Source organism: Enterobacter cloacae complex sp. HYC080_NIDB (assembly GCF_056673325.1).
In genome coordinates this window covers 1,704,243-1,723,415 of the sequence record NZ_CP114212.1, presented here as the reverse complement: position 1 = coordinate 1,723,415, position 19,173 = coordinate 1,704,243, and the positions used below count along the sequence as shown (strand labels likewise).

The window sequence follows — 19,173 nt, the reverse complement described above, 5'->3', positions numbered from 1 at the left end:
TGCGCAATGAGTGCAACTGCATCGACAGCGCCGCAAAATAAATCACTCGAGTGGATGAACCGCCTTCGCGCGAATCCTAAAATCCCGTTGATCGTGGCAGGCGCTGCCGCTATTGCCATCCTTGTAGCGATGGTTTTATGGGCAAAAAGCCCTGATTACCGCACGCTCTATAGCAACCTTTCCGATCAGGATGGCGGTGCCATCGTCACCCAGCTTACCCAGATGAACATCCCTTATCGCTTTGCCGATAACGGCGGTGCCCTTGAGGTGCCTGCTGATAAGGTCCACGAGCTGCGTCTGCGTCTGGCTCAGCAGGGCCTGCCGAAGGGCGGTGCGGTCGGTTTTGAACTGCTGGATCAGGAAAAGTTCGGTATCAGCCAGTTCAGCGAGCAGGTGAACTACCAGCGTGCGCTGGAAGGTGAGCTGGCCCGCACCATTGAAACGTTAGGCCCGGTGAAGAGTGCCCGTGTGCATCTGGCGATGCCTAAGCCTTCTTTATTTGTTCGTGAACAGAAATCCCCTTCAGCTTCCGTGACCGTGAACCTCGAACCTGGCCGCGCGCTGGACGAAGGGCAAATCAGCGCGGTGACGCATCTCGTCTCCAGCGCCGTCGCCGGTCTGCCACCGGGTAACGTGACGGTGGTCGATCAAAGCGGACACCTGCTGACCCAATCCAATACCGCCGGGCGTGACCTGAACGACGCGCAGCTGAAATATGCCGCAGACGTAGAAAACCGTCTCCAGCGTCGCATTGAAGCGATCCTCGGCCCGGTTGTCGGTAACAGCAACGTGCATGCGCAGGTGACCGCGCAGATTGACTTCTCTAATAAAGAACAAACCGAAGAGCAATACAGCCCGAACGGCGATCCGGCTCAGGCGGTGATGCGCTCGCGTCAGATCAACTCCAGCGAACAGGTGGGCGGCGCCTACCCTGGCGGCGTGCCGGGTGCGCTCTCTAACCAGCCGGCTCCGGCAAACGCGGCACCGATTTCCACGCCGCCGGCCAATCAGCAGAACGGTCAGCAAAATAATCAGCAGACCACCTCAACGACCAGTAACGCCGGTCCACGCACCAGTAGCCGTAACGAAACCACGAACTACGAAGTGGATCGGACGATCCGCCACACTAAACTCAACGTGGGCGATATTCAGCGTCTCTCTGTTGCAGTGGTGGTGAACTACAAAACGCTGGCGGATGGCAAACCGTTGCCGTTAACCGCCGAGCAGATGAAGCAGATTGAAAACCTGACCCGCGAAGCGATGGGCTACTCCGAGAAGCGTGGCGACACCCTTAACGTGGTGAACTCGCCGTTCAACGCGGTTGAAGAGACCGGCGGTGAACTGCCGTTCTGGCAACAGCAGGCGTTTATCGACCAGCTGATGTCCGCAGGACGCTGGCTGCTGGTGCTGATTGTCGCGTGGCTGCTGTGGCGTAAGGGCGTTCGTCCACAGCTCCAGCGTCGTGCTGAAGCAGAAAAAGCCGCTCGCGAACAGATGTCTACGCGTCAGGAAACGGAAGAAGCGGTTGAAGTTCGCCTCAGCAAAGATGAGCAGATGCAGCAGCGTCGGGCTAACCAGCGCATGGGCGCCGAAGTGATGAGCCAGCGCATTCGCGAAATGTCAGATAACGATCCGCGCGTCGTGGCGCTGGTCATCCGCCAGTGGATGGGTAACGAACATGAGTAATACGCTTACAGGCACCGATAAAAGCGTCATCCTGCTGATGACCATTGGCGAAGACCGCGCGGCAGAGGTGTTTAAGCACCTCTCCCAGCGGGAAGTGCAAATCCTCAGTGCGGCCATGGCCAACGTGCGTCAGATCTCCAATAAACAGCTGACCGAAGTGCTGTCGGAATTTGAGCAGGAAGCCGAACAGTTTGCCGCGCTCAACGTCAACGCCAACGACTACCTGCGCTCCGTCCTGGTCAAGGCGCTGGGCGAAGAGCGTGCCGCCAGCCTGCTGGAAGACATTCTGGAAACGCGCGATACCGCCAGCGGGATCGAAACGCTTAACTTTATGGAGCCGCAGAGTGCCGCCGACCTTATTCGCGACGAGCACCCGCAGATTATCGCCACCATCCTTGTCCACCTCAAACGGGGTCAGGCAGCCGATATTCTGGCCCTGTTCGAAGAGCGTCTGCGTCACGATGTGATGCTGCGTATCGCAACCTTCGGTGGCGTCCAGCCGGCCGCGCTGGCGGAGCTGACCGAAGTACTGAACAACCTGCTCGACGGTCAGAACCTCAAGCGCAGCAAAATGGGCGGCGTGAGAACGGCGGCGGAAATCATCAACCTGATGAAAACGCAGCAGGAAGAAGCGGTTATTACCGCGGTTCGCGAATTCGACGGCGAGCTGGCACAGAAAATTATCGACGAGATGTTCCTGTTCGAAAACCTGGTCGAAGTGGACGATCGCAGCATCCAGCGCCTGCTCCAGGAAGTGGACTCCGAATCGCTGCTTATCGCCCTCAAAGGTGCCGAACAGCCGCTGCGCGAGAAGTTCCTGCGCAACATGTCTCAGCGTGCGGCGGATATCCTGCGCGACGACCTTGCCAACCGCGGTCCGGTTCGTCTGTCTCAGGTGGAGAACGAACAGAAAGCCATCCTGCTTATCGTTCGTCGTCTGGCGGAAACCGGCGAGATGGTGATTGGCAGCGGAGACGACACCTATGTCTAATGAGCTGTCGTGGAAGCGCTGGACGCCAGACGATCTGGCCCCTCCCCTTTCTGAATTCACGCCCGCGAAGGTCTCACCCGCTGAGCCTGACGTCGACGTCGGGCAGCCCGAGCTGAGCGAGGAGGAGAAGCAAGCGCAGATGCTGGCGCAGCTGCAAATGCAGGCGCATGAGCAGGGCTACACTGCCGGTCTGAATGAAGGCCGCCAGAAAGGTCACGATCTGGGCTATCAGGAAGGTCTGGCGAAAGGATTAGAGCACGGTATCGACCAGGCGCGTCAGCAGCAGGCGCCGATCCACGCCCGCATGCAGCAGCTGGTCAGCGAGTTCCAGCACACGCTGGACGCGCTGGACAGCGTGATTGCGTCCCGTCTGATGCAGATGGCGCTGGAAGCTGCGCGTCAGGTCATTGGCCAGACGCCTGTGGTGGATAACACGGCGCTGATCAAACAGATTCAGGGGCTTTTGCAGCAAGAGCCGCTGTTCAGCGGCAAACCGCAGCTGCGCGTTCACCCGGACGATCTGCAGCGCGTTGAAGAGAGCCTGGGGGCAACCCTCAGCCTGCACGGCTGGCGTCTGCGCGGCGATCCGTCTTTACACCACGGCGGCTGCAAAGTCTCTGCCGACGAAGGTGACCTGGATGCCAGCGTCGCCACTCGCTGGCAGGAACTGTGCCGTCTGGCGGCTCCGGGAGTCGTCTGATGACCGCACGCCTCACCCGCTGGCTCAACACGCTCGACAACTTTGAGACGAAGATGGCGCAACTGCCCTCCGTTCGTCGTTATGGACGACTGACGCGCGCGACCGGTCTGGTACTGGAAGCCACCGGCCTGCAGCTTCCGCTGGGCGCAACCTGTGTGATTGAGCGTCAGGATGGTCAGGAAACGCGTGAAGTCGAAAGCGAAGTGGTTGGGTTTAACGGTCAGCGACTGTTCCTGATGCCGCTTGAAGAGGTGGAAGGTATTCTCCCCGGCGCCCGCGTCTACGCGAAAAACATCAGCGGCGACGGCCTGCAAAGCGGGAAACAGCTGCCGCTTGGCCCGGCCCTGCTCGGCCGCGTGCTCGACGGCAGCGGGAAACCGCTGGATGGCCTGCCCGCGCCGGACACCACCGAAACCGGGGCGTTGATCACCCAGCCATTTAACCCCCTGCAGCGTACCCCTATCGAGCATGTGCTGGATACCGGCGTACGGCCGATTAACGCCCTGCTCACGGTAGGACGCGGACAACGTATGGGTCTGTTCGCCGGCTCCGGCGTGGGTAAATCGGTCCTGCTCGGCATGATGGCGCGTTATACCCAGGCCGACGTGATCGTCGTTGGGCTGATTGGTGAGCGTGGCCGTGAAGTCAAAGATTTCATCGAAAACATTCTGGGTGCGGAAGGCCGGGCCCGTTCAGTGGTAATCGCCGCCCCGGCGGATGTGTCCCCCCTGCTGCGTATGCAGGGTGCCGCCTACGCCACCCGTATTGCCGAAGATTTCCGCGACCGCGGCAAGCACGTGCTGCTGATCATGGACTCCCTCACCCGCTACGCGATGGCGCAGCGTGAAATTGCGCTGGCTATCGGTGAGCCACCGGCCACCAAAGGCTACCCGCCTTCGGTCTTTGCCAAACTTCCTGCGCTGGTTGAACGCGCAGGGAACGGCATCAGCGGCGGTGGCTCCATCACTGCATTTTATACGGTACTGACCGAAGGCGATGACCAGCAGGACCCGATTGCCGACTCCGCGCGCGCCATTCTCGACGGTCATATTGTGTTATCGCGTCGTCTGGCTGAAGCCGGACACTACCCGGCGATTGATATTGAAGCATCCATCAGCCGCGCAATGACGGCGCTGATCACCGAGAAGCATTACGCCCGCGTGCGTAACTTTAAACAACTCCTCTCCAGCTTCCAGCGCAACCGCGATCTGGTCAGCGTGGGGGCGTATGCCAAAGGCAGCGATCCTATGCTCGACAAAGCGATTAGCCTGTGGCCGCAGCTGGAGGCGTTTTTACAACAGGGCATTTTTGAACGTGCCGACTGGGAAGATTCAATCCAGGCTCTGGAACTGATTTTCCCGCAGGTGTAACACAGGTGGAGGGCGAAGGTCATGGCGCAAAACAGCGCGTTATCAACGCTGAAAGATCTGGCTGAAAAAGAAGTTGATGATGCCGCATTGCAGCTTGGCGCAATGCGACGCGGGTGCCAGCAGGCTGAAGAACAGTTGAAGATGTTAATCGACTATCAGCATGAGTATCGCACCAACCTCAATACCGATATGACCCAGGGCATTGGAAGCCAGCGGTGGATTAACTATCAGCAGTTTATCCAGACGCTGGAGAAGGCGATAGAGCAGCACCGCCAGCAGCTTAACCAGTGGACCCAAAAAGTCGATACCGCGCTGAATTTCTGGCGTGAGAAAAAACAGCGGCTGCAGGCCTGGCAAACCTTACAGGACCGGCAGATCGCAGCCGCGACCCTGGCGGAAAACCGTCTGGATCAGAAAAAAATGGATGAGTTTGCCCAGCGCGCATCAATGAGGAAACCGGAATGATCACACTGCAACAACTGCTGATGAGCGACAGCGACCTGTCGGGCGGGATGCAAACAGGGAAAGGCACCGACGGTGCGCAAGACTTTCTCTCCCTGCTGACGGGTGCCCTGACGGACGCGACGGGCAAGGGCAAAGATGCGCCGCTGACCCTGGCTGACCTGAAAGCCGCTGGCAGTAAGCTGTCAAAAGTCGCTCAGGACGCCAAAGGCGATACCGCGCTGCAGGCCAAAATTGCCGACCTGCTCGCGCGTCAGCCAGCCCTGAGTGGCGATGAAACGGCGCAGCTTGCCACGCCTGAAACCCTGATTTCCGGGCTGGTGCCGCTGTCAAAGGGCGATGCCCTGAAAACGCTCAATGCGGCCAACAGCAAGGATGACAGCAAAAGCGAACTGAGCGAAGAAGAGCTGGCCGGATTAAGCGCGCTGATGGCAATGCTGCCGCACCAGCAGACCAGCACGCCTCACGCGGCGGGCAGTAACGGCGTTTCCGCAACCTCAACATTGAGTTCAGCGACGCTTTCGCCAAACGCAGCGGGCCACTCCCCCCTGAACGCGGCAGCGGGAGACCACGATAAAGCGCAGCTTTCCGCACCTTATCAGAGTCAGGCGAAAAACAACGGCCCGGATCTCTCCGCCAATGCGCCAGTCACTCCGGTCGTGGCCGCTGCGGCAGAGAAGCAGGAATTCGCCAGTTCCTCTTCATCATCCTCACCCACGGCTACCCTGGCGCCGATCATGTCCAGTCATGCCACCAGCCAGCCTGCCGCCACCGTTGCCACCGCGCCGGTGTTAAGCCAGCCGCTGGGTACTCACGAATGGCAGCAGTCCCTGAGCCAGCACATCACGCTGTTCACTAAGCAGGGGCAACAGACTGCGGAGCTGCGCCTGCACCCGGAAGATCTGGGCCAGGTGCAAATCTCGCTTAAACTGGATGATAACCAGGCGCAGCTGCAGATGGTCTCGGCACACAGCCACGTGCGCGCGGCGCTGGAAGCGGCACTGCCTGTCCTGCGGACGTCACTGGCAGAGAACGGTATTCAGCTCTCTCAGAGCAGCGTCAGCAGCGAAAGCTTTGCCGGGCAACAGCAATCCTCATCGCAGCAGCATCAGGCTTCACGTTCCGGTCACAACGGCGGATTTAATGAAGAGAGCGAGGAGCTACTGCCCACCCCTGCCGCCCTGCAATCCGCGGCGCGCGGTAACAGCGCCGTAGACATCTTCGCCTAAACGCCAGAGGTAGCGTGATTATCCCCGTCTTTTCCACGCTTTGACGACGGCAGGACACGGGATAATCACCTTATTAAGCTGTACCGAAACAGGAAGCTCGTATCAGATGACAGACTCCGCTATCACCAAAAAAAGTAAGCGTTCCATCTGGATCCCGCTGCTGGTGTTGATCACGCTCGCCGCCTGCGCTACCGCGGGCTATAGTTACTGGCGTATGCAGCAGGAACCTTCAACCGCTGCCGCCAAAGCCGAACCCGCACCGCCGCCGGCGCCGGTCTTTTTCCCTCTGGACACCTTCACCGTTAACCTCGGTGATGCGGATCGTGTGCTGTATGTCGGTATTACGCTGCGCCTGAAGGATGAAGCCACCCGCGCGCGCCTGAATGATTATCTTCCGGAAGTGCGTAGCCGTCTTCTTCTGCTGTTCTCTCGTCAGGACGCCTCCGCGCTGGCCACCGACGTGGGTAAGCAAAAGCTGGTCGACGCCATCAAAGAGACGCTGGCCACTCCGCTGGTAAACGGCCAACCTAAGCAGGAAGTCACTGACGTTCTGTATACAGCCTTCATTCTGCGGTAACGACATGGGCGACAGTATTCTTTCTCAGGCAGAAATCGATGCGCTGCTCAACGGCGACAGCGATAAAAACGATGATCCGCAACCGGGCCTAACGGGTGACGACAATATTCGTCCCTATGATCCGAATACCCAGCGCCGCGTAGTTCGTGAACGTCTGCAGGCGCTGGAGATCATTAACGAACGTTTTGCACGTCAGTTCCGTATGGGGCTGTTCAACCTGTTGCGTCGTAGCCCGGATATCACGGTCGGTGCGATCCGCATTCAGCCGTATCACGAGTTTGCCCGCAACCTGCCGGTGCCAACCAACCTTAACCTGATTCATCTCAAGCCGCTGCGCGGCACCGGTCTGGTCGTGTTTTCGCCAAGCCTGGTGTTCATTGCGGTGGATAACCTGTTCGGCGGCGACGGGCGTTTCCCGACCAAAGTAGAAGGTCGTGAATTCACCCACACCGAACAGCGCGTCATCAACCGCATGCTGAAGCTGGCGCTGGAGTCCTACAGCGACGCGTGGAAAGCGATTAACCCGCTGGAAGTGGAATACGTTCGTTCCGAGATGCAGGTGAAGTTTACCAATATCACCACCTCCCCGAACGATATCGTCGTCAACACGCCGTTCCACGTTGAGATCGGTAACCTGACCGGCGAGTTCAATATCTGTCTGCCGTTCAGCATGATTGAACCGCTGCGCGAGCTGCTGGTTAACCCGCCGCTGGAAAACTCACGCAACGAAGATCAGAACTGGCGTGAAAACCTGGTTCGCCAGGTCCAGCACTCACAGCTTGAGCTGGTGGCTAACTTTGCCGACATCTCAATGCGGTTATCCCAGATCCTGAAATTACAACCCGGCGACGTTTTGCCGATAGACAAACCCGACCGCATTATTGCCCATGTGGATGGTGTCCCCGTGCTGACAAGCCAGTACGGCACGATTAACGGTCAGTATGCGTTACGCGTTGAGCACTTGATCAACCCGATTTTGAATTCGCTGAATGAGGAACAGCCCAAATGAGTGACATGAACAATCCGTCCGATGAAAACAGCGGAGCACTGGACGATCTGTGGGCTGACGCGTTAAACGAACAAAAAGCGACCCCAACGAAAAGCGCAGCGGATGCGGTATTCCAGCAACTCGGCGGCGGTGACGTCAGCGGCACGCTGCAGGATATCGACCTGATTATGGACATCCCGGTCAAGCTGACCGTTGAACTGGGACGCACCCGGATGACCATTAAAGAGCTGCTGCGCCTGACGCAGGGTTCCGTCGTGGCCCTTGACGGTCTGGCGGGTGAGCCGCTGGATATTCTGATCAACGGTTATCTGATTGCCCAGGGTGAAGTAGTGGTGGTTGCCGATAAATACGGCGTGCGTATCACGGACATCATCACCCCGTCTGAACGTATGCGTCGTCTGAGCCGATAAGTATGAAAACCCAGGCAACACTATCGCAACCGTCTGCCGTTCCCGGTTCCCCGCTGCTCCAGGTGAGCGGGGCGTTGTTCGGTATTATTGCCTTTATTCTTATCGCCGCCTGGCTGGCGAAGCGTTTTGGTCTGGCGGGTAAAACCGCCGGCACCCGCGGCCTGAAGGTGAGCGCCAGCACCACGCTGGGGCCGCGTGAACGCGTGGTTATCGTCGAGGTGGACGATGCGCGTCTGGTTTTGGGTGTCACCGCCTCGAACATCAACGTATTACATAAACTGCCGCCCGCCCCTGTCACGGTGGAGGAGCGCGCACAAGCCCCTGCGGATTTTCAGTCCGTCATGAAGAGTTTGCTTAAGCGTTCCGGGAGATCCTGATGCGCCGTTTGTTATCCCTTACGCTTGCGGGCATTGGCCTGTTTGCTCCCGCGGTTTATGCGCAACTGCCCGGTCTGGTCTCAACGCCCATTGCCGGTGGCGGTCAGAGCTGGTCGCTCCCGGTGCAGACGCTGGTATTCATCACCTCGCTGACCTTTATCCCGGCCATCCTGCTGATGATGACCAGCTTCACCCGCATCATTATCGTCTTTGGTCTGCTGCGAAACGCGCTCGGTACCCCTTCCGCGCCGCCAAACCAGGTGCTGCTGGGGCTGGCGCTGTTTTTGACCTTTTTCATTATGTCGCCGGTCATCGATAAGATTTATACCGACGCGTACCAGCCGTTCAGCGAAGATAAAATCTCCATGCAGGAGGCGCTGGATAAAGGCGCACAGCCGCTGCGGGAATTTATGCTGCGCCAGACGCGCGAAGCGGATCTGGCACTCTTTGTCCGCTTGTCCAATACCGGCGAATTGCAGGGGCCGGAAGCGGTACCCATGCGCGTTCTGCTGCCTGCCTACGTCACCAGCGAGCTGAAAACGGCGTTTCAGATTGGCTTTACCATCTTTATTCCGTTCCTGATTATCGACCTGGTGATCGCCAGCGTCCTGATGGCGCTCGGGATGATGATGGTGCCGCCCGCAACCATTGCCCTGCCCTTTAAGATCATGCTCTTTGTACTGGTCGATGGCTGGCAGCTGCTGGTCAGTTCGCTGGCGCAGAGTTTCTACAGTTAAGGAACGGCAATGACACCCGAATCGGTCATGATGATGGGCACGGAAGCGATGAAAATCGCCATTGCCGTTGCCGCTCCCCTGCTGCTTGTCGCGCTGGTTACCGGTCTGATTATCAGTATTCTGCAGGCCGCCACGCAGATTAACGAAATGACGCTGTCCTTCATTCCGAAAATCATCGCCGTATTTGTGGCGATTATCGTGGCCGGACCGTGGATGCTGAACCTGTTGCTGGACTATATGCGCAACCTGTTTACCAATCTGCCGTACATCATCGGCTGACCTGACGATGCTGCACTTCACCAGCGACCAGTGGGTTCAGTGGCTCGGCGTCTATTTCTGGCCGATGCTGCGCATTCTGGCGCTGATCACCACCGCCCCGATTTTCAGCGAGAAATCGATCCCAAAGCGTGTCAAAGTGGGGCTGGGCATTATCATCACCATCATCGTCGCCCCTTCCCTTCCCCCGGTGGATATTCCGATCTTCTCGGCGAATGCGGTGTGGGTGGCATTACAGCAGGTGATGATTGGCGTTGCCGTAGGCTTTACCATGCAGCTCGCCTTTGCCGCCGTTCGCACGGCCGGGGAGCTGATTGGCCTGCAGATGGGCTTATCGTTCGCCACGTTTGTTGACCCCGGCAGCCACCTCAACATGCCGGTGCTGGCACGCATTATCGATCTGCTCGCCATGCTGCTGTTCCTGTCGTTTAACGGTCATCTGTGGCTTATCTCCATGCTGGTGGATACTTTTCATACGCTGCCGATTGGTGAAAACCCGGTCAACAGCAATGCCTTTCTCGCGCTCACCCGCGCGGCGGGGCTGATCTTCCTCAATGGCCTGATGCTGGCGTTGCCGATTATCACCCTGCTCCTGACCGTCAACCTGGCATTAGGTCTGTTGAACCGCATGGCACCGCAGCTCTCCATCTTTGTGATCGGTTTTCCGCTGACGTTGACGGTCGGAATTTTATTAATGTCATTACTGATGCCACTTATCGCCCCCTTCTGTGAACACTTATTCGGCGAGATATTCAATCTGTTAGCAGATATTGTCAGCGAGCTGCCACGTAAATAATAGTCCTCACGATTGATATTGTCTTTCTGAGGATATTCCTAAAATAAAACATGAAAAACATCTTCCAGGATATATCTGACGGGGTTTAATTGTTTCTAACCACCTCACAATACTTAATATTTACTTTACTTTAAGAAGATTCCTGGCAAATTATACGTAACTTTACGGGATAGTGAGTCCGCCTGAAAGTCTTTGTCATGCTCACAGGTTTATTATTTTTTTCCATCCCGTATGGCTGTTTTGAGCTCTCAGGCAGATGGTGAATTATCGTTACGCATTGAGTGAGGGTATGCCATGTCAACGATCATTATGGATTTATGCAGCTACACCCGGCTAGGGTTAACCGGGTACCTGGCAAGCAGAGGGGTAAGAAAGAGAGACATCAACGATGCACACACCGTTGACGAACTCGCAGCCGCTTGTGACGAACTAAAACCAGGCGTGGTGTTTATTAATGAGGACTGTTTCATTCACGATCCAGCCAACAGTCAGCACATTAAGCAAATCATTAATCAGCATCCAAAAACTCTGTTTATTGTTTTTATGGCGATCGCGAATATCCATTTCGATGAGTATTTGTTGGTCCGTAAAAATTTATTGATCAGTTCTAAGTCGATTAAGCCCGAGTCGCTGGATGACATTCTGGGTGATTATTTGAATAAAGAAGTTAAAAATGTAGGAGCGGTTAACTTACCCACCCTATCATTAAGCAGGACTGAATCAAGTATGCTGCGAATGTGGATGGCAGGACAAGGAACTATTCAGATCTCTGACCAGATGAATATTAAAGCAAAAACCGTTTCATCACATAAAGGAAATATTAAAAGGAAAATTAAAACGCATAATAAGCAAGTGATCTATCACGTGGTACGTTTGACCGATAATGTGACGAACGGGATTTTCGTCAACATGCGTTAGTGGCTTAAACCCCTTTGCACCCTACCTTTGATCTCTGGCCAGGCCAGAGATTTTTGCTTATGTGGGCGTTGTCGGGCAACCGCAATGCCACCCGACGCTGTGTTACTCCGCTTTTTCGACAAAAATGCCGTCCGGATGCCCCAGTTCATTAAAAAACCAGATGCCGAGCGGGTAGTCTTCCAGTGATACCAGGTACATTGTCCCCTCACTGAACTCTTCAATTGCCAGTACCACCCCCGGGCGGCGCGGCCCACCGTCCGTTTTAACGGTAACCCGATCGTTGACCTTCATACATTCCTCCTCTGGTTTTGAGCCAGTGTAGAACAAAACGCATGCGCTGACATCGCTGACGGATGCGAATGCCGTTTTTGTGTGCGGTCTATACTTAACCGTGGACACGTTTATATGAGGTACCCCGTAATGAAGACCAACAAAGCGTATAGCGACACCATCAAGCGCGAAGTCGAAGTGGATGTCGATGCCCTGCTGGCCGCCATCAATGAGATCAGTGAATCCGAAGTACGTCGCGCAGAGGATGATTCCGAGAGGGTGATGGTGAACGGGAGGGATTACCATACCTACCGCGAACTGGCGGAGGCCTTCGAGCTTGATATACACGACTTTAGCGTGTCTGAAGCCAATCGATAGCGCGAAAAAAATCCCGGTCATGGGGATGGCCGGGATCAAAACTTGCTTATGCAAGAAGCACTTGAAAATTCGTTACACCAGGAAATCTGATGTACAAACCACACTATCCCCAACGATTTTGTCTGACAAGCATATATTCTTACGGCGAATATAATATTTTTAACATAATCATTTTTGTTATGAGCAATAACGCACGGTGAATGCGGCTTTGGCTGAATCGCGTCTTATAAAGACGGTTTTCCCTTCAGTATTTTTTTAAGAATATTCTTAGGTAGAGGCGCGTGCGCTTTCAGGAGTCATCATGCTTTCACTTCAGGGTCCCCTGCTGGTTTTTTCCGATCTGGATGGATCGCTTCTGGACATTCATACCTACGAGTGGCAACCCGCGATGCCATGGCTGGACAAACTGCAGGATTATCAGGTGCCGGTGATTCTGTGCAGCAGCAAGAGTGCCGCAGAGATGCTGGATATCCAACAGGATCTGGGCCTGGAGGGGTTACCTTTTATTGCTGAGAACGGCGCGGTCATTCAGCCTGATGTGCGCTGGGAGAGGGGGCAGCGCCAGATCACAGGGATGACGCATCGGGAAATTCATCCGCTTATTGAGCAAATCCGCCAGCAGGCAGGCTTTAAATTCGTCACGTTTGATGACGTGAACGAACGCGTCATCAGCGAATGGACCGGGCTGACGCGCTACCGTGCGGCGCTTGCACGCAAACACGACGCCTCTGTCACGCTCATCTGGCGTGACACCGACGAGGCAATGGCCCGCTTTGAAGAGGCGCTGGCGCAAAAGGGTCTGAAATGTCTGCAGGGGGCTCGTTTCTGGCACATTCTGGATGCACGCTGCGGTAAAGACGTGGCGGTTAACTGGCTGATTGCGCAGTACCGCGAGCAGGAAGATATTATCCCCACCACCCTGGGGCTGGGGGATGGCCCAAACGATGCGCCGCTGCTGGACAGCGTCGACTTCGCCGTGGTGATTAAAAGCATAAACCGCCAGGGCATTACGCTACAGAATGATAGCCCTGAACGGGCTTATCACACGCAGCAGAGCGGTCCCTTAGGCTGGCGGGAAGGGATGGATCACTTTTTCTCCTGATCGCTCCAGCACACCCGGTTACGCCCGCTCTGCTTGGCCTGATACAGCCTGTCGTCCGCGGCAGACTGCAGCTGTTCAAAAACATAGTTCTCTTTTTCCTGCGCGCTGGCGACGCCCAGGGAGGCGCTGATGCGTACAGTCGTGCTCTTTTTCACCAGGATCTCCCTGCTATTGATGCGTGACCGGATGCGCTCCGCGACCCTTCTCCCCTCTTCCAGGCTGCTCCCCGGCAGGACGACGCAAAACTCTTCCCCGCCCACGCGCCCGGCAACGTCATTTTTGCGCAGCACGCTGGCAATCAACCCTGCGGCATGGGACAGCACTTTGTCACCCGCCTGATGCCCATACTGGTCATTAATGCATTTGAAATGGTCAAGATCGATCTGTATCACCGTAAACGGCTGCCCCTGTTGTCGACAGTTCTCCGCAATCACTTTTGCGCGCTCAAACAGCGCGCCGCGGTTATTCAGACGCGTGAGGGGATCGTGCCAGGCCTGCCACTGCAGGGAGTGCTGGAGGGTGTACATATTGCTGACCATCCTGCGGATGACCAGCCATGAAACAAGCAGCATGGCGGTAAAGAGCGCCCACAGCAGGGCCAGCACAATACTGATACTGCCAAAGTCACCCTGTACGCCTTCGTGCAACGTATGAACGCGTAAGATCACCCCGTCAAAATGATCGAGTCGCTCCCAGCTAATAAAACGGCTTCCAAGGCGAATACCGCCTCGGGTGTCGTGCTCAATCGCGTGAGCAATTTGCGCCGTTTCAACCTCGTCAAAGCGGTTCACCTGACTGCCGTCCACTTCTGACGTGGCAATCATGTTCAGACGCGTGTCATACAGTTGATACTCGCCCTCCGTCCGGTCCTGCGTCGCCTCAGTCAGCAGGCGTTTCATGGTGTGTATGGAGAAATCCATCGCTACCACGCCATACCAGTAATGCTCAAAATAGATGGGCACGCTCGCCGTTATCGTGCGCTCCCCATTGCTCCAGGGCGACGGCGCCGAAATAAACCAGCGCACCGCGCGCGCGCGATTGTGGCGTTCTGAGTGTAAGGTAAACCAGGGTTGAGTCACCAGAAAGTAATAGCGGGCGCTGATATCGTCAGCCATGTCAGGCGTGTCTGTCGAAAGATAAAACCCCGCGCGGGAAACGTAGATTATCCGCTCTTCACTTTGCACACCCGACGAGGCCAGGCGCAGTAAATACCCCACTTCCAGCGCGGCAGAAATCTCATTACTGATACGCTCACTATCACGGTTAAGGAGCGTGGACTTTGCAACGAAGGCATCTGACACGCCGTTCAGGGGAAGGGTGCGTTTTTTATCAACGGCCAGCTGCCAGGTTTCATCCGTCCGCACAGCGCTAAAACGAGACACCGCATCGTGCAGGACATCAAACCCCAGGGGGGTCAGTAAGGCATCATGCATGCTGGTGCGAAAAAACAGCATTTTGTCCACGCTGTACTGCAGCTGACGGTCCAGCGACGTGGCGACCGTTTCGAGATGGTTACGCTGGCTGGAGATATACGCCTCTTCCAGGACCACTACCTCACGCCAGGTCAGGAGGGTGGAAAAGACAAGGACGACAAGAAAACAGAGATTAACGATTAACCCCGGATTGCTACGCTTATGCAGCCATTGCAGAAAAGATTGTTTTACAACAAAGGTATCGCGCTGCACACACACTCCCTGATTACTGCCTTACACCCGGTACATGAGATAAAAACGCCCGGCAAAGCCGGGCGTTATGTGATTAAGCCTTGTCCCGCTTGTGCTGCCCGTCGCCCGGCTGAAGCTCATCTTCACGAAATGCTTCCCGCTTGATGCTATAGCCATCGTGCCACCGACACTCCACCATTCCGCTGGAATACCCGGTGACAATCATACGTGGGCCACCTTTCTTAGGCTTAACTTCATCACTGACCAAAAAGACCATACCTGCCTCCTGTATCAGGGTGAAACTGTTTCAATTTAGACGAGGAATAGTCTTTTTGCATACCACAACAGGTAACAATTAGTGCGCCGAACCGCGCATTTTCTCGACCAGTTTCACCGCCGCCACCACGATAGCGCCAACGATAAAGCCCAGCACAAGATTAAGCAGCGTCGGCAGAATAGCGGCCACCACGCTCCCCTGCGCCGAGGAGAACTGTTCGATCGCATGGTGCAGCGGAGCAATGCCGTGGACCACAATACCGCCCCCCACCAGGAACATCGCCAGGGTGCCAACCACCGACAAGCTCTTCATCAACCACGGTGCCAGCGTAAGTAAGCTTTTACCGATGCCTTTTGCCACCGCGCTTGATTTCTCCTCCAGCCAGTAGCCGATATCATCCAGCTTAACGATCAATCCGACCAGACCGTACACGCCGACGGTGACCAGAATGGCGATGCCGGAGAGGATCAACACCTGATTGAGCAGCGGCGCATCGGAGACAATGCCCAACGTAATGGCGACGATCTCTGCCGAGAGAATAAAGTCGGTCCGAATGGCGCCTTTGACTTTATCGCGCTCGAAGGTTTTCGGATCCTGCGCGGCCAGCGCGTCCAGACGCTGCTGGCGCATCTCCGGCGTGTCGTTCTGCTTGCGTGCGCTGAAGGAGTGCAGGACTTTCTCCACGCCTTCAAAGCATAAAAATGCCCCGCCAATCATCAGCAACGGCGTGATGGCCCAGGGAATAAATGCACTGATCAGCAGCGCCAGCGGCACCAGGATCACTTTATTCAGAAACGAGCCTTTTGCCACGCCCCACACCACCGGCAGTTCGCGGTTAGCCCGTACACCGCTCACCTGTTGAGCGTTAAGCGATAAATCATCCCCCAGCACACCCGCGGTTTTCTTCGCCGCCAGTTTCCCCATCACGGAAATATCATCCAGTAAGGTGGCAATATCATCCAGCAATGTTAATAAGCTACTTCCTGCCAAAATCGTGATCCTTCTTTTTTTGGTAATTAAGTGAATAGTATGGAGCAAAAGCGCAAACGCGGAAACAGGCACCTCACGTCAACAAAAAATTCACATCAACTACACAATTAAAGGGCTCGCCAGCACGATAGTTTTCGCGTTTACTATCAGCGACCTTTTTATTTCGTCGTGAGGGATTATGCGTTTCCGGCAACTGCTACCGCTCATCGGGGCACTTTTTTCGCTTTATATCATCTGGGGTTCGACCTACTTTGTCATTCGCATCGGCGTGGAAAGCTGGCCGCCGCTGATGATGGCGGGCATTCGTTTCCTCTCGGCGGGCGTGTTGCTGCTGGCCTTTCTGCTGCTGCGCGGTCATAAGCTACCGCCGCTGCGCCCGATGCTCAACGCCGCCCTGATTGGCCTGCTGCTATTGGCGGTAGGGAATGGGTTTGTGACCATTGCCGAGCACCAGAACGTACCGTCGGGGATCGCCGCCGTGGTCGTTGCCACCGTACCGCTGTTTACCCTCTGCTTCAGCCGTCTTTTTGGCATCCGTACCCGCAAGCTGGAATGGCTGGGGATTGGCATCGGCCTGGCGGGCATTATTCTGCTCAACAGCGGCGGTAACCTGAGCGGCAATCCGTGGGGCGCGATCATTATTCTTATCGGCTCAATGAGCTGGGCGTTTGGTTCGGTATACGGTTCGCGTATCGAACTGCCAACCGGCATGATGGCGGGGGCGATTGAGATGCTTGCCGCGGGGATCGTGCTTCTGATTGCCTCTATGCTGACGGGGGAAAGGCTGACGACCATGCCGGATCTGTCGGGCTTCCTGGCGGTCGGGTATCTGGCGCTGTTTGGTTCGCTCATTGCAATCAATGCCTACATGTTCCTGATCCGCAATGTGTCTCCGGCGGTTGCCACCAGCTATGCCTACGTCAACCCGGTCGTGGCCGTGCTGCTCGGTACCGGGCTCGGCGGGGAAACGCTCTCTCCGGTTGAGTGGTTAGCATTAGGGGTGATTGTTTTTGCCGTCGTGCTGGTCACGCTGGGCAAATATTTACTGCCAGCGAAGCCCGTGATTACGCCTTGCGGGGTGGAGAAACCGTAAGCGCGTGGATCCCCTGTGTGTCGATCTGCGCGGTGTGTCCGCCGCCGCAGATCCACTCTTCCAGCCGTTCGCGCAGATCGGCATCGTTCAGTTTTCGCCGCCCTCTCAGCGCACACTCCCAGACGATCAGCACGCGCCAGCCCTGCGCGATAAGCGTGGTGAGATCCCGCGCGTCGCGCGCAACGTTCTTGCCAATCTTCTTCAGCCAGAAATCGGTGCGCGTTGCCGGAACTTTAAACAGGTAACAGTCGTGATGATGCCAGAAACAGCCGTGGGTAAAGATAATGCACTGATACGCGTCGATGACGAAATCCGGTCGCCCCGCCAGCGCGGCATCCTGCACGCGGAAATCAAACCCCGCCTGCGTCAATAATCCGGCCAGACGCTTTTCAATGGCGGTATCACGCGTGCCGATGGCACGCATGTTTTTGCTGCGCGTTGCCTTATCGTGAACGTCCGTCATTGACGGCCTCACTCTGGCGGAGTGCCACCGCCTGCCGGATACGTGAGGCCAGCAGTTTTGCCACCGCCGCAAACGCGGGCACCACCACCGAGTTACCAAACTGACGGTATGCCTGAGTGTCCGACACCGGAATACGGAAACTGTAGCCTTGGGGCGTTTCAAAGCCCATCAGCCGGGCACATTCCCGTGGCGTGAGGCGTCGTGGACGGTGGAGCTGGTTTTGCGGATCGTCGAAATCCCTCTCGCCCAGCGCTTTATCCCAGCCTCTGTCGATCAGGATTTCCGCGCCGTCTTTATAATAACGGGCGGACAAGGTGCGGGTCACGCTGTGCGGATCGTGAGGATTAACCATGCCAAATCCAAAGCCGTTGCCTTTTGCCTGATGCTTTTTGGCATAGCGGTAGAGGTATTTCCACAGAACGGGCGTAAGGATAAATTTCGCGTCGACCACAGGCTCCAGCAGGTCGGCGACGGTTGGACGACGCTCGGGATACAGAGACGGGATATCCCGCAGGGTAAAATCTCCCTTCAGATTGAGATCGCGGCGGAAGCCGACCAGCACAATGCGCTCGCGATGCTGGGGCAGGAAATGTTTCCCGTCAATGATTTTTGGGTCATCCGCGCCCATATCCTCAGAATCGGCCACGTCGTAACCCAGCTCATCCAGGGTCTGCATAATAATGCGGAAGGTTTTTCCGCCGTCATGGCTCTTTAAGTTTTTGACGTTTTCCAGCACAAAAATGGCCGGACGGCGGGCGTCAATGATGCGGGCCACATCAAAAAACAGCGTTCCCTGCGTATCGCAGGCGAAACCGTGGGCGCGACCGAGGGCATTCTTTTTCGATACGCCGGCCAGCGAGAAAGGCTGGCAGGGGAAGCCAGCCAGCAGCACGTCGTGCGCCGGGATCGTCTGACGAATATGCCCGGCGGCCTGTTCATCCGTGACGCCGCTTTTATGGCTCAGGGTGACATCACGGATATCGGCGTTGAAGTGATGTTCGTGCGGATCGCAGTACCAGTTCGCTTTATAGGTGCGTACCGCATGTTTGTTCCACTCGCTGGTAAACACGCACTGACCGCCGATGGCTTCAAAACCGTGCCGGATCCCACCGATACCGGCGAACAGATCGATAAAGCGGAATGCATAGTCCGGGTGCGCGGCAGACGGACGCGGAAGCAGGTTTTGCAGATAAGGAAACTCACCGTCGCTCAGGCGGCGCCCTGCCCGCTCGCTGGTCAGCAGTCGCTTAAGGATGGCCGGGCTCCAGTGGCTCTCACCGTGCGCTATCAGCTGGTTCGCCAGCGTTTTGACATCATAAATATCCAGCAGCTGGCGCAGTAATGCCTGCACCGTTGCCGTTGATTTCTCAGCCTGCTCTGGCGCGGGCCCTGTCACTG

The 19,173-nt window shown here is 56.3% G+C and carries 22 protein-coding genes and 1 pseudogene; 17 read left to right on the top strand and 6 right to left on the bottom strand.

Annotation, left to right across the window (positions count from 1 at the left end; genetic code table 11):
• Nucleotides 1–6: 6 nt before the first annotated feature.
• From fliF to rcsA, 14 genes and pseudogenes are all read left to right on the top strand, one after another.
• Complete coding sequence (gene fliF / locus O1723_RS08095) at nucleotides 7–1,686, top strand: flagellar basal-body MS-ring/collar protein FliF (protein ID WP_023330812.1); 1,680 nt, start codon at nucleotides 7–9, stop codon at nucleotides 1,684–1,686.
• Nucleotides 1,679–2,677 carry a flagellar motor switch protein FliG gene (gene fliG, locus O1723_RS08090; RefSeq protein ID WP_008500327.1) on the top strand — a complete coding sequence of 333 codons (999 nt, stop codon included), beginning with the start codon at nucleotides 1,679–1,681 and terminating at the stop codon, nucleotides 2,675–2,677. The genes fliF and fliG overlap by 8 nt, the downstream gene beginning before the upstream one ends.
• On the top strand, nucleotides 2,670–3,377 hold the full coding sequence (fliH, locus tag O1723_RS08085; RefSeq protein ID WP_023330813.1) for a flagellar assembly protein FliH: 708 nt from the start codon (nucleotides 2,670–2,672) through the stop codon (nucleotides 3,375–3,377). The genes fliG and fliH overlap by 8 nt, the downstream gene beginning before the upstream one ends.
• Entirely contained in the window at nucleotides 3,377–4,747 is a 1,371-nt protein-coding gene (gene fliI, locus O1723_RS08080; protein ID WP_014884394.1) for a flagellar protein export ATPase FliI, read from the top strand. The genes fliH and fliI overlap by 1 nt, the downstream gene beginning before the upstream one ends.
• A 21-nt stretch (nucleotides 4,748–4,768) precedes the next feature.
• A complete protein-coding gene (fliJ, locus tag O1723_RS08075; RefSeq protein WP_014884395.1) occupies nucleotides 4,769–5,212 on the top strand; it encodes a flagellar export protein FliJ in 444 nt (147 codons plus the stop codon).
• The gene (gene fliK / locus O1723_RS08070) at nucleotides 5,209–6,438 is read left to right on the top strand and encodes a flagellar hook length control protein FliK (protein WP_023337481.1); all 1,230 of its coding nucleotides are present in this window, start codon (nucleotides 5,209–5,211) and stop codon (nucleotides 6,436–6,438) included. Before fliJ ends, fliK begins: the two co-directional genes overlap by 4 nt.
• A 106-nt stretch (nucleotides 6,439–6,544) precedes the next feature.
• Nucleotides 6,545–7,015, top strand: coding sequence for a flagellar basal body-associated protein FliL (gene fliL / locus O1723_RS08065; RefSeq protein WP_014884397.1), 471 nt, complete (start codon nucleotides 6,545–6,547; stop codon nucleotides 7,013–7,015).
• Between the two features lie 4 nt (nucleotides 7,016–7,019).
• Nucleotides 7,020–8,024 (top strand): flagellar motor switch protein FliM, encoded by a 1,005-nt coding sequence (gene fliM / locus O1723_RS08060; protein WP_014884398.1) that lies wholly within the window; start codon nucleotides 7,020–7,022, stop codon nucleotides 8,022–8,024.
• Complete coding sequence (gene fliN, locus O1723_RS08055; RefSeq protein WP_014884399.1) at nucleotides 8,021–8,434, top strand: flagellar motor switch protein FliN; 414 nt, start codon at nucleotides 8,021–8,023, stop codon at nucleotides 8,432–8,434. The genes fliM and fliN overlap by 4 nt, the downstream gene beginning before the upstream one ends.
• A 2-nt stretch (nucleotides 8,435–8,436) precedes the next feature.
• On the top strand, nucleotides 8,437–8,811 hold the full coding sequence (fliO, locus tag O1723_RS08050) for a flagellar biosynthetic protein FliO (protein ID WP_014884400.1): 375 nt from the start codon (nucleotides 8,437–8,439) through the stop codon (nucleotides 8,809–8,811).
• On the top strand, nucleotides 8,811–9,548 hold the full coding sequence (fliP, locus tag O1723_RS08045; RefSeq protein ID WP_014884401.1) for a flagellar type III secretion system pore protein FliP: 738 nt from the start codon (nucleotides 8,811–8,813) through the stop codon (nucleotides 9,546–9,548). The genes fliO and fliP overlap by 1 nt, the downstream gene beginning before the upstream one ends.
• 9 nt (nucleotides 9,549–9,557) lie before the next feature.
• Nucleotides 9,558–9,827, top strand: coding sequence for a flagellar biosynthesis protein FliQ (fliQ, locus tag O1723_RS08040; protein WP_008500315.1), 270 nt, complete (start codon nucleotides 9,558–9,560; stop codon nucleotides 9,825–9,827).
• 7 nt (nucleotides 9,828–9,834) lie between these two features.
• Nucleotides 9,835–10,636 (top strand): annotated as a pseudogene (fliR, locus tag O1723_RS08035) (flagellar biosynthetic protein FliR).
• Nucleotides 10,637–10,914: 278 nt separating this feature from the next.
• The gene (gene rcsA, locus O1723_RS08030; protein ID WP_008500313.1) at nucleotides 10,915–11,538 is read left to right on the top strand and encodes a transcriptional regulator RcsA; all 624 of its coding nucleotides are present in this window, start codon (nucleotides 10,915–10,917) and stop codon (nucleotides 11,536–11,538) included.
• 102 nt (nucleotides 11,539–11,640) lie between these two features.
• Here the strand turns inward: rcsA and dsrB are convergent, their stop codons facing one another.
• Complete coding sequence (gene dsrB / locus O1723_RS08025; RefSeq protein ID WP_013097741.1) at nucleotides 11,641–11,829, bottom strand: protein DsrB; 189 nt, start codon at nucleotides 11,827–11,829, stop codon at nucleotides 11,641–11,643.
• 129 nt (nucleotides 11,830–11,958) lie between these two features.
• Between dsrB and yodD the strand changes: the two genes are divergently transcribed.
• Both yodD and O1723_RS08015 read left to right on the top strand, forming a co-directional pair.
• Nucleotides 11,959–12,186, top strand: a complete 228-nt coding sequence (gene yodD / locus O1723_RS08020) for a YodD family peroxide/acid resistance protein (RefSeq protein WP_014884403.1) — start codon at nucleotides 11,959–11,961, stop codon at nucleotides 12,184–12,186.
• A 301-nt stretch (nucleotides 12,187–12,487) separates the two neighbouring features.
• Nucleotides 12,488–13,288, top strand: coding sequence for a mannosyl-3-phosphoglycerate phosphatase-related protein (locus O1723_RS08015; protein WP_014884404.1), 801 nt, complete (start codon nucleotides 12,488–12,490; stop codon nucleotides 13,286–13,288).
• Here O1723_RS08015 and dgcQ read toward each other — a convergent pair.
• From dgcQ to O1723_RS08000, 3 genes are all read right to left on the bottom strand, one after another.
• Entirely contained in the window at nucleotides 13,273–14,973 is a 1,701-nt protein-coding gene (gene dgcQ, locus O1723_RS08010) for a cellulose biosynthesis regulator diguanylate cyclase DgcQ (RefSeq protein WP_014884405.1), read from the bottom strand. The two genes, O1723_RS08015 and dgcQ, sit on opposite strands and share 16 nt — an antisense overlap.
• 73 nt (nucleotides 14,974–15,046) lie before the next feature.
• Entirely contained in the window at nucleotides 15,047–15,229 is a 183-nt protein-coding gene (locus O1723_RS08005) for a YodC family protein (protein ID WP_008500307.1), read from the bottom strand.
• A gap of 78 nt (nucleotides 15,230–15,307) precedes the next feature.
• Nucleotides 15,308–16,222, bottom strand: a complete 915-nt coding sequence (locus O1723_RS08000; RefSeq protein ID WP_349675070.1) for a DUF808 domain-containing protein — start codon at nucleotides 16,220–16,222, stop codon at nucleotides 15,308–15,310.
• 175 nt (nucleotides 16,223–16,397) lie between these two features.
• On the opposite strand from O1723_RS08000, the gene yedA reads away from it, so the two are divergent.
• Complete coding sequence (gene yedA / locus O1723_RS07995) at nucleotides 16,398–17,312, top strand: drug/metabolite exporter YedA (RefSeq protein ID WP_014884407.1); 915 nt, start codon at nucleotides 16,398–16,400, stop codon at nucleotides 17,310–17,312.
• Here the strand turns inward: yedA and O1723_RS07990 are convergent.
• On the bottom strand, nucleotides 17,284–17,775 hold the full coding sequence (locus O1723_RS07990; protein ID WP_248190817.1) for a very short patch repair endonuclease: 492 nt from the start codon (nucleotides 17,773–17,775) through the stop codon (nucleotides 17,284–17,286). The genes yedA and O1723_RS07990 overlap by 29 nt on opposite strands.
• Nucleotides 17,756–19,171: a DNA cytosine methyltransferase gene (locus tag O1723_RS07985; protein WP_479983877.1), complete on the bottom strand. Its 1,416-nt coding sequence runs from the start codon at nucleotides 19,169–19,171 to the stop codon at nucleotides 17,756–17,758. Before O1723_RS07985 ends, O1723_RS07990 begins: the two co-directional genes overlap by 20 nt.
• Between the last annotated feature and the right edge of the window lie 2 nt (nucleotides 19,172–19,173).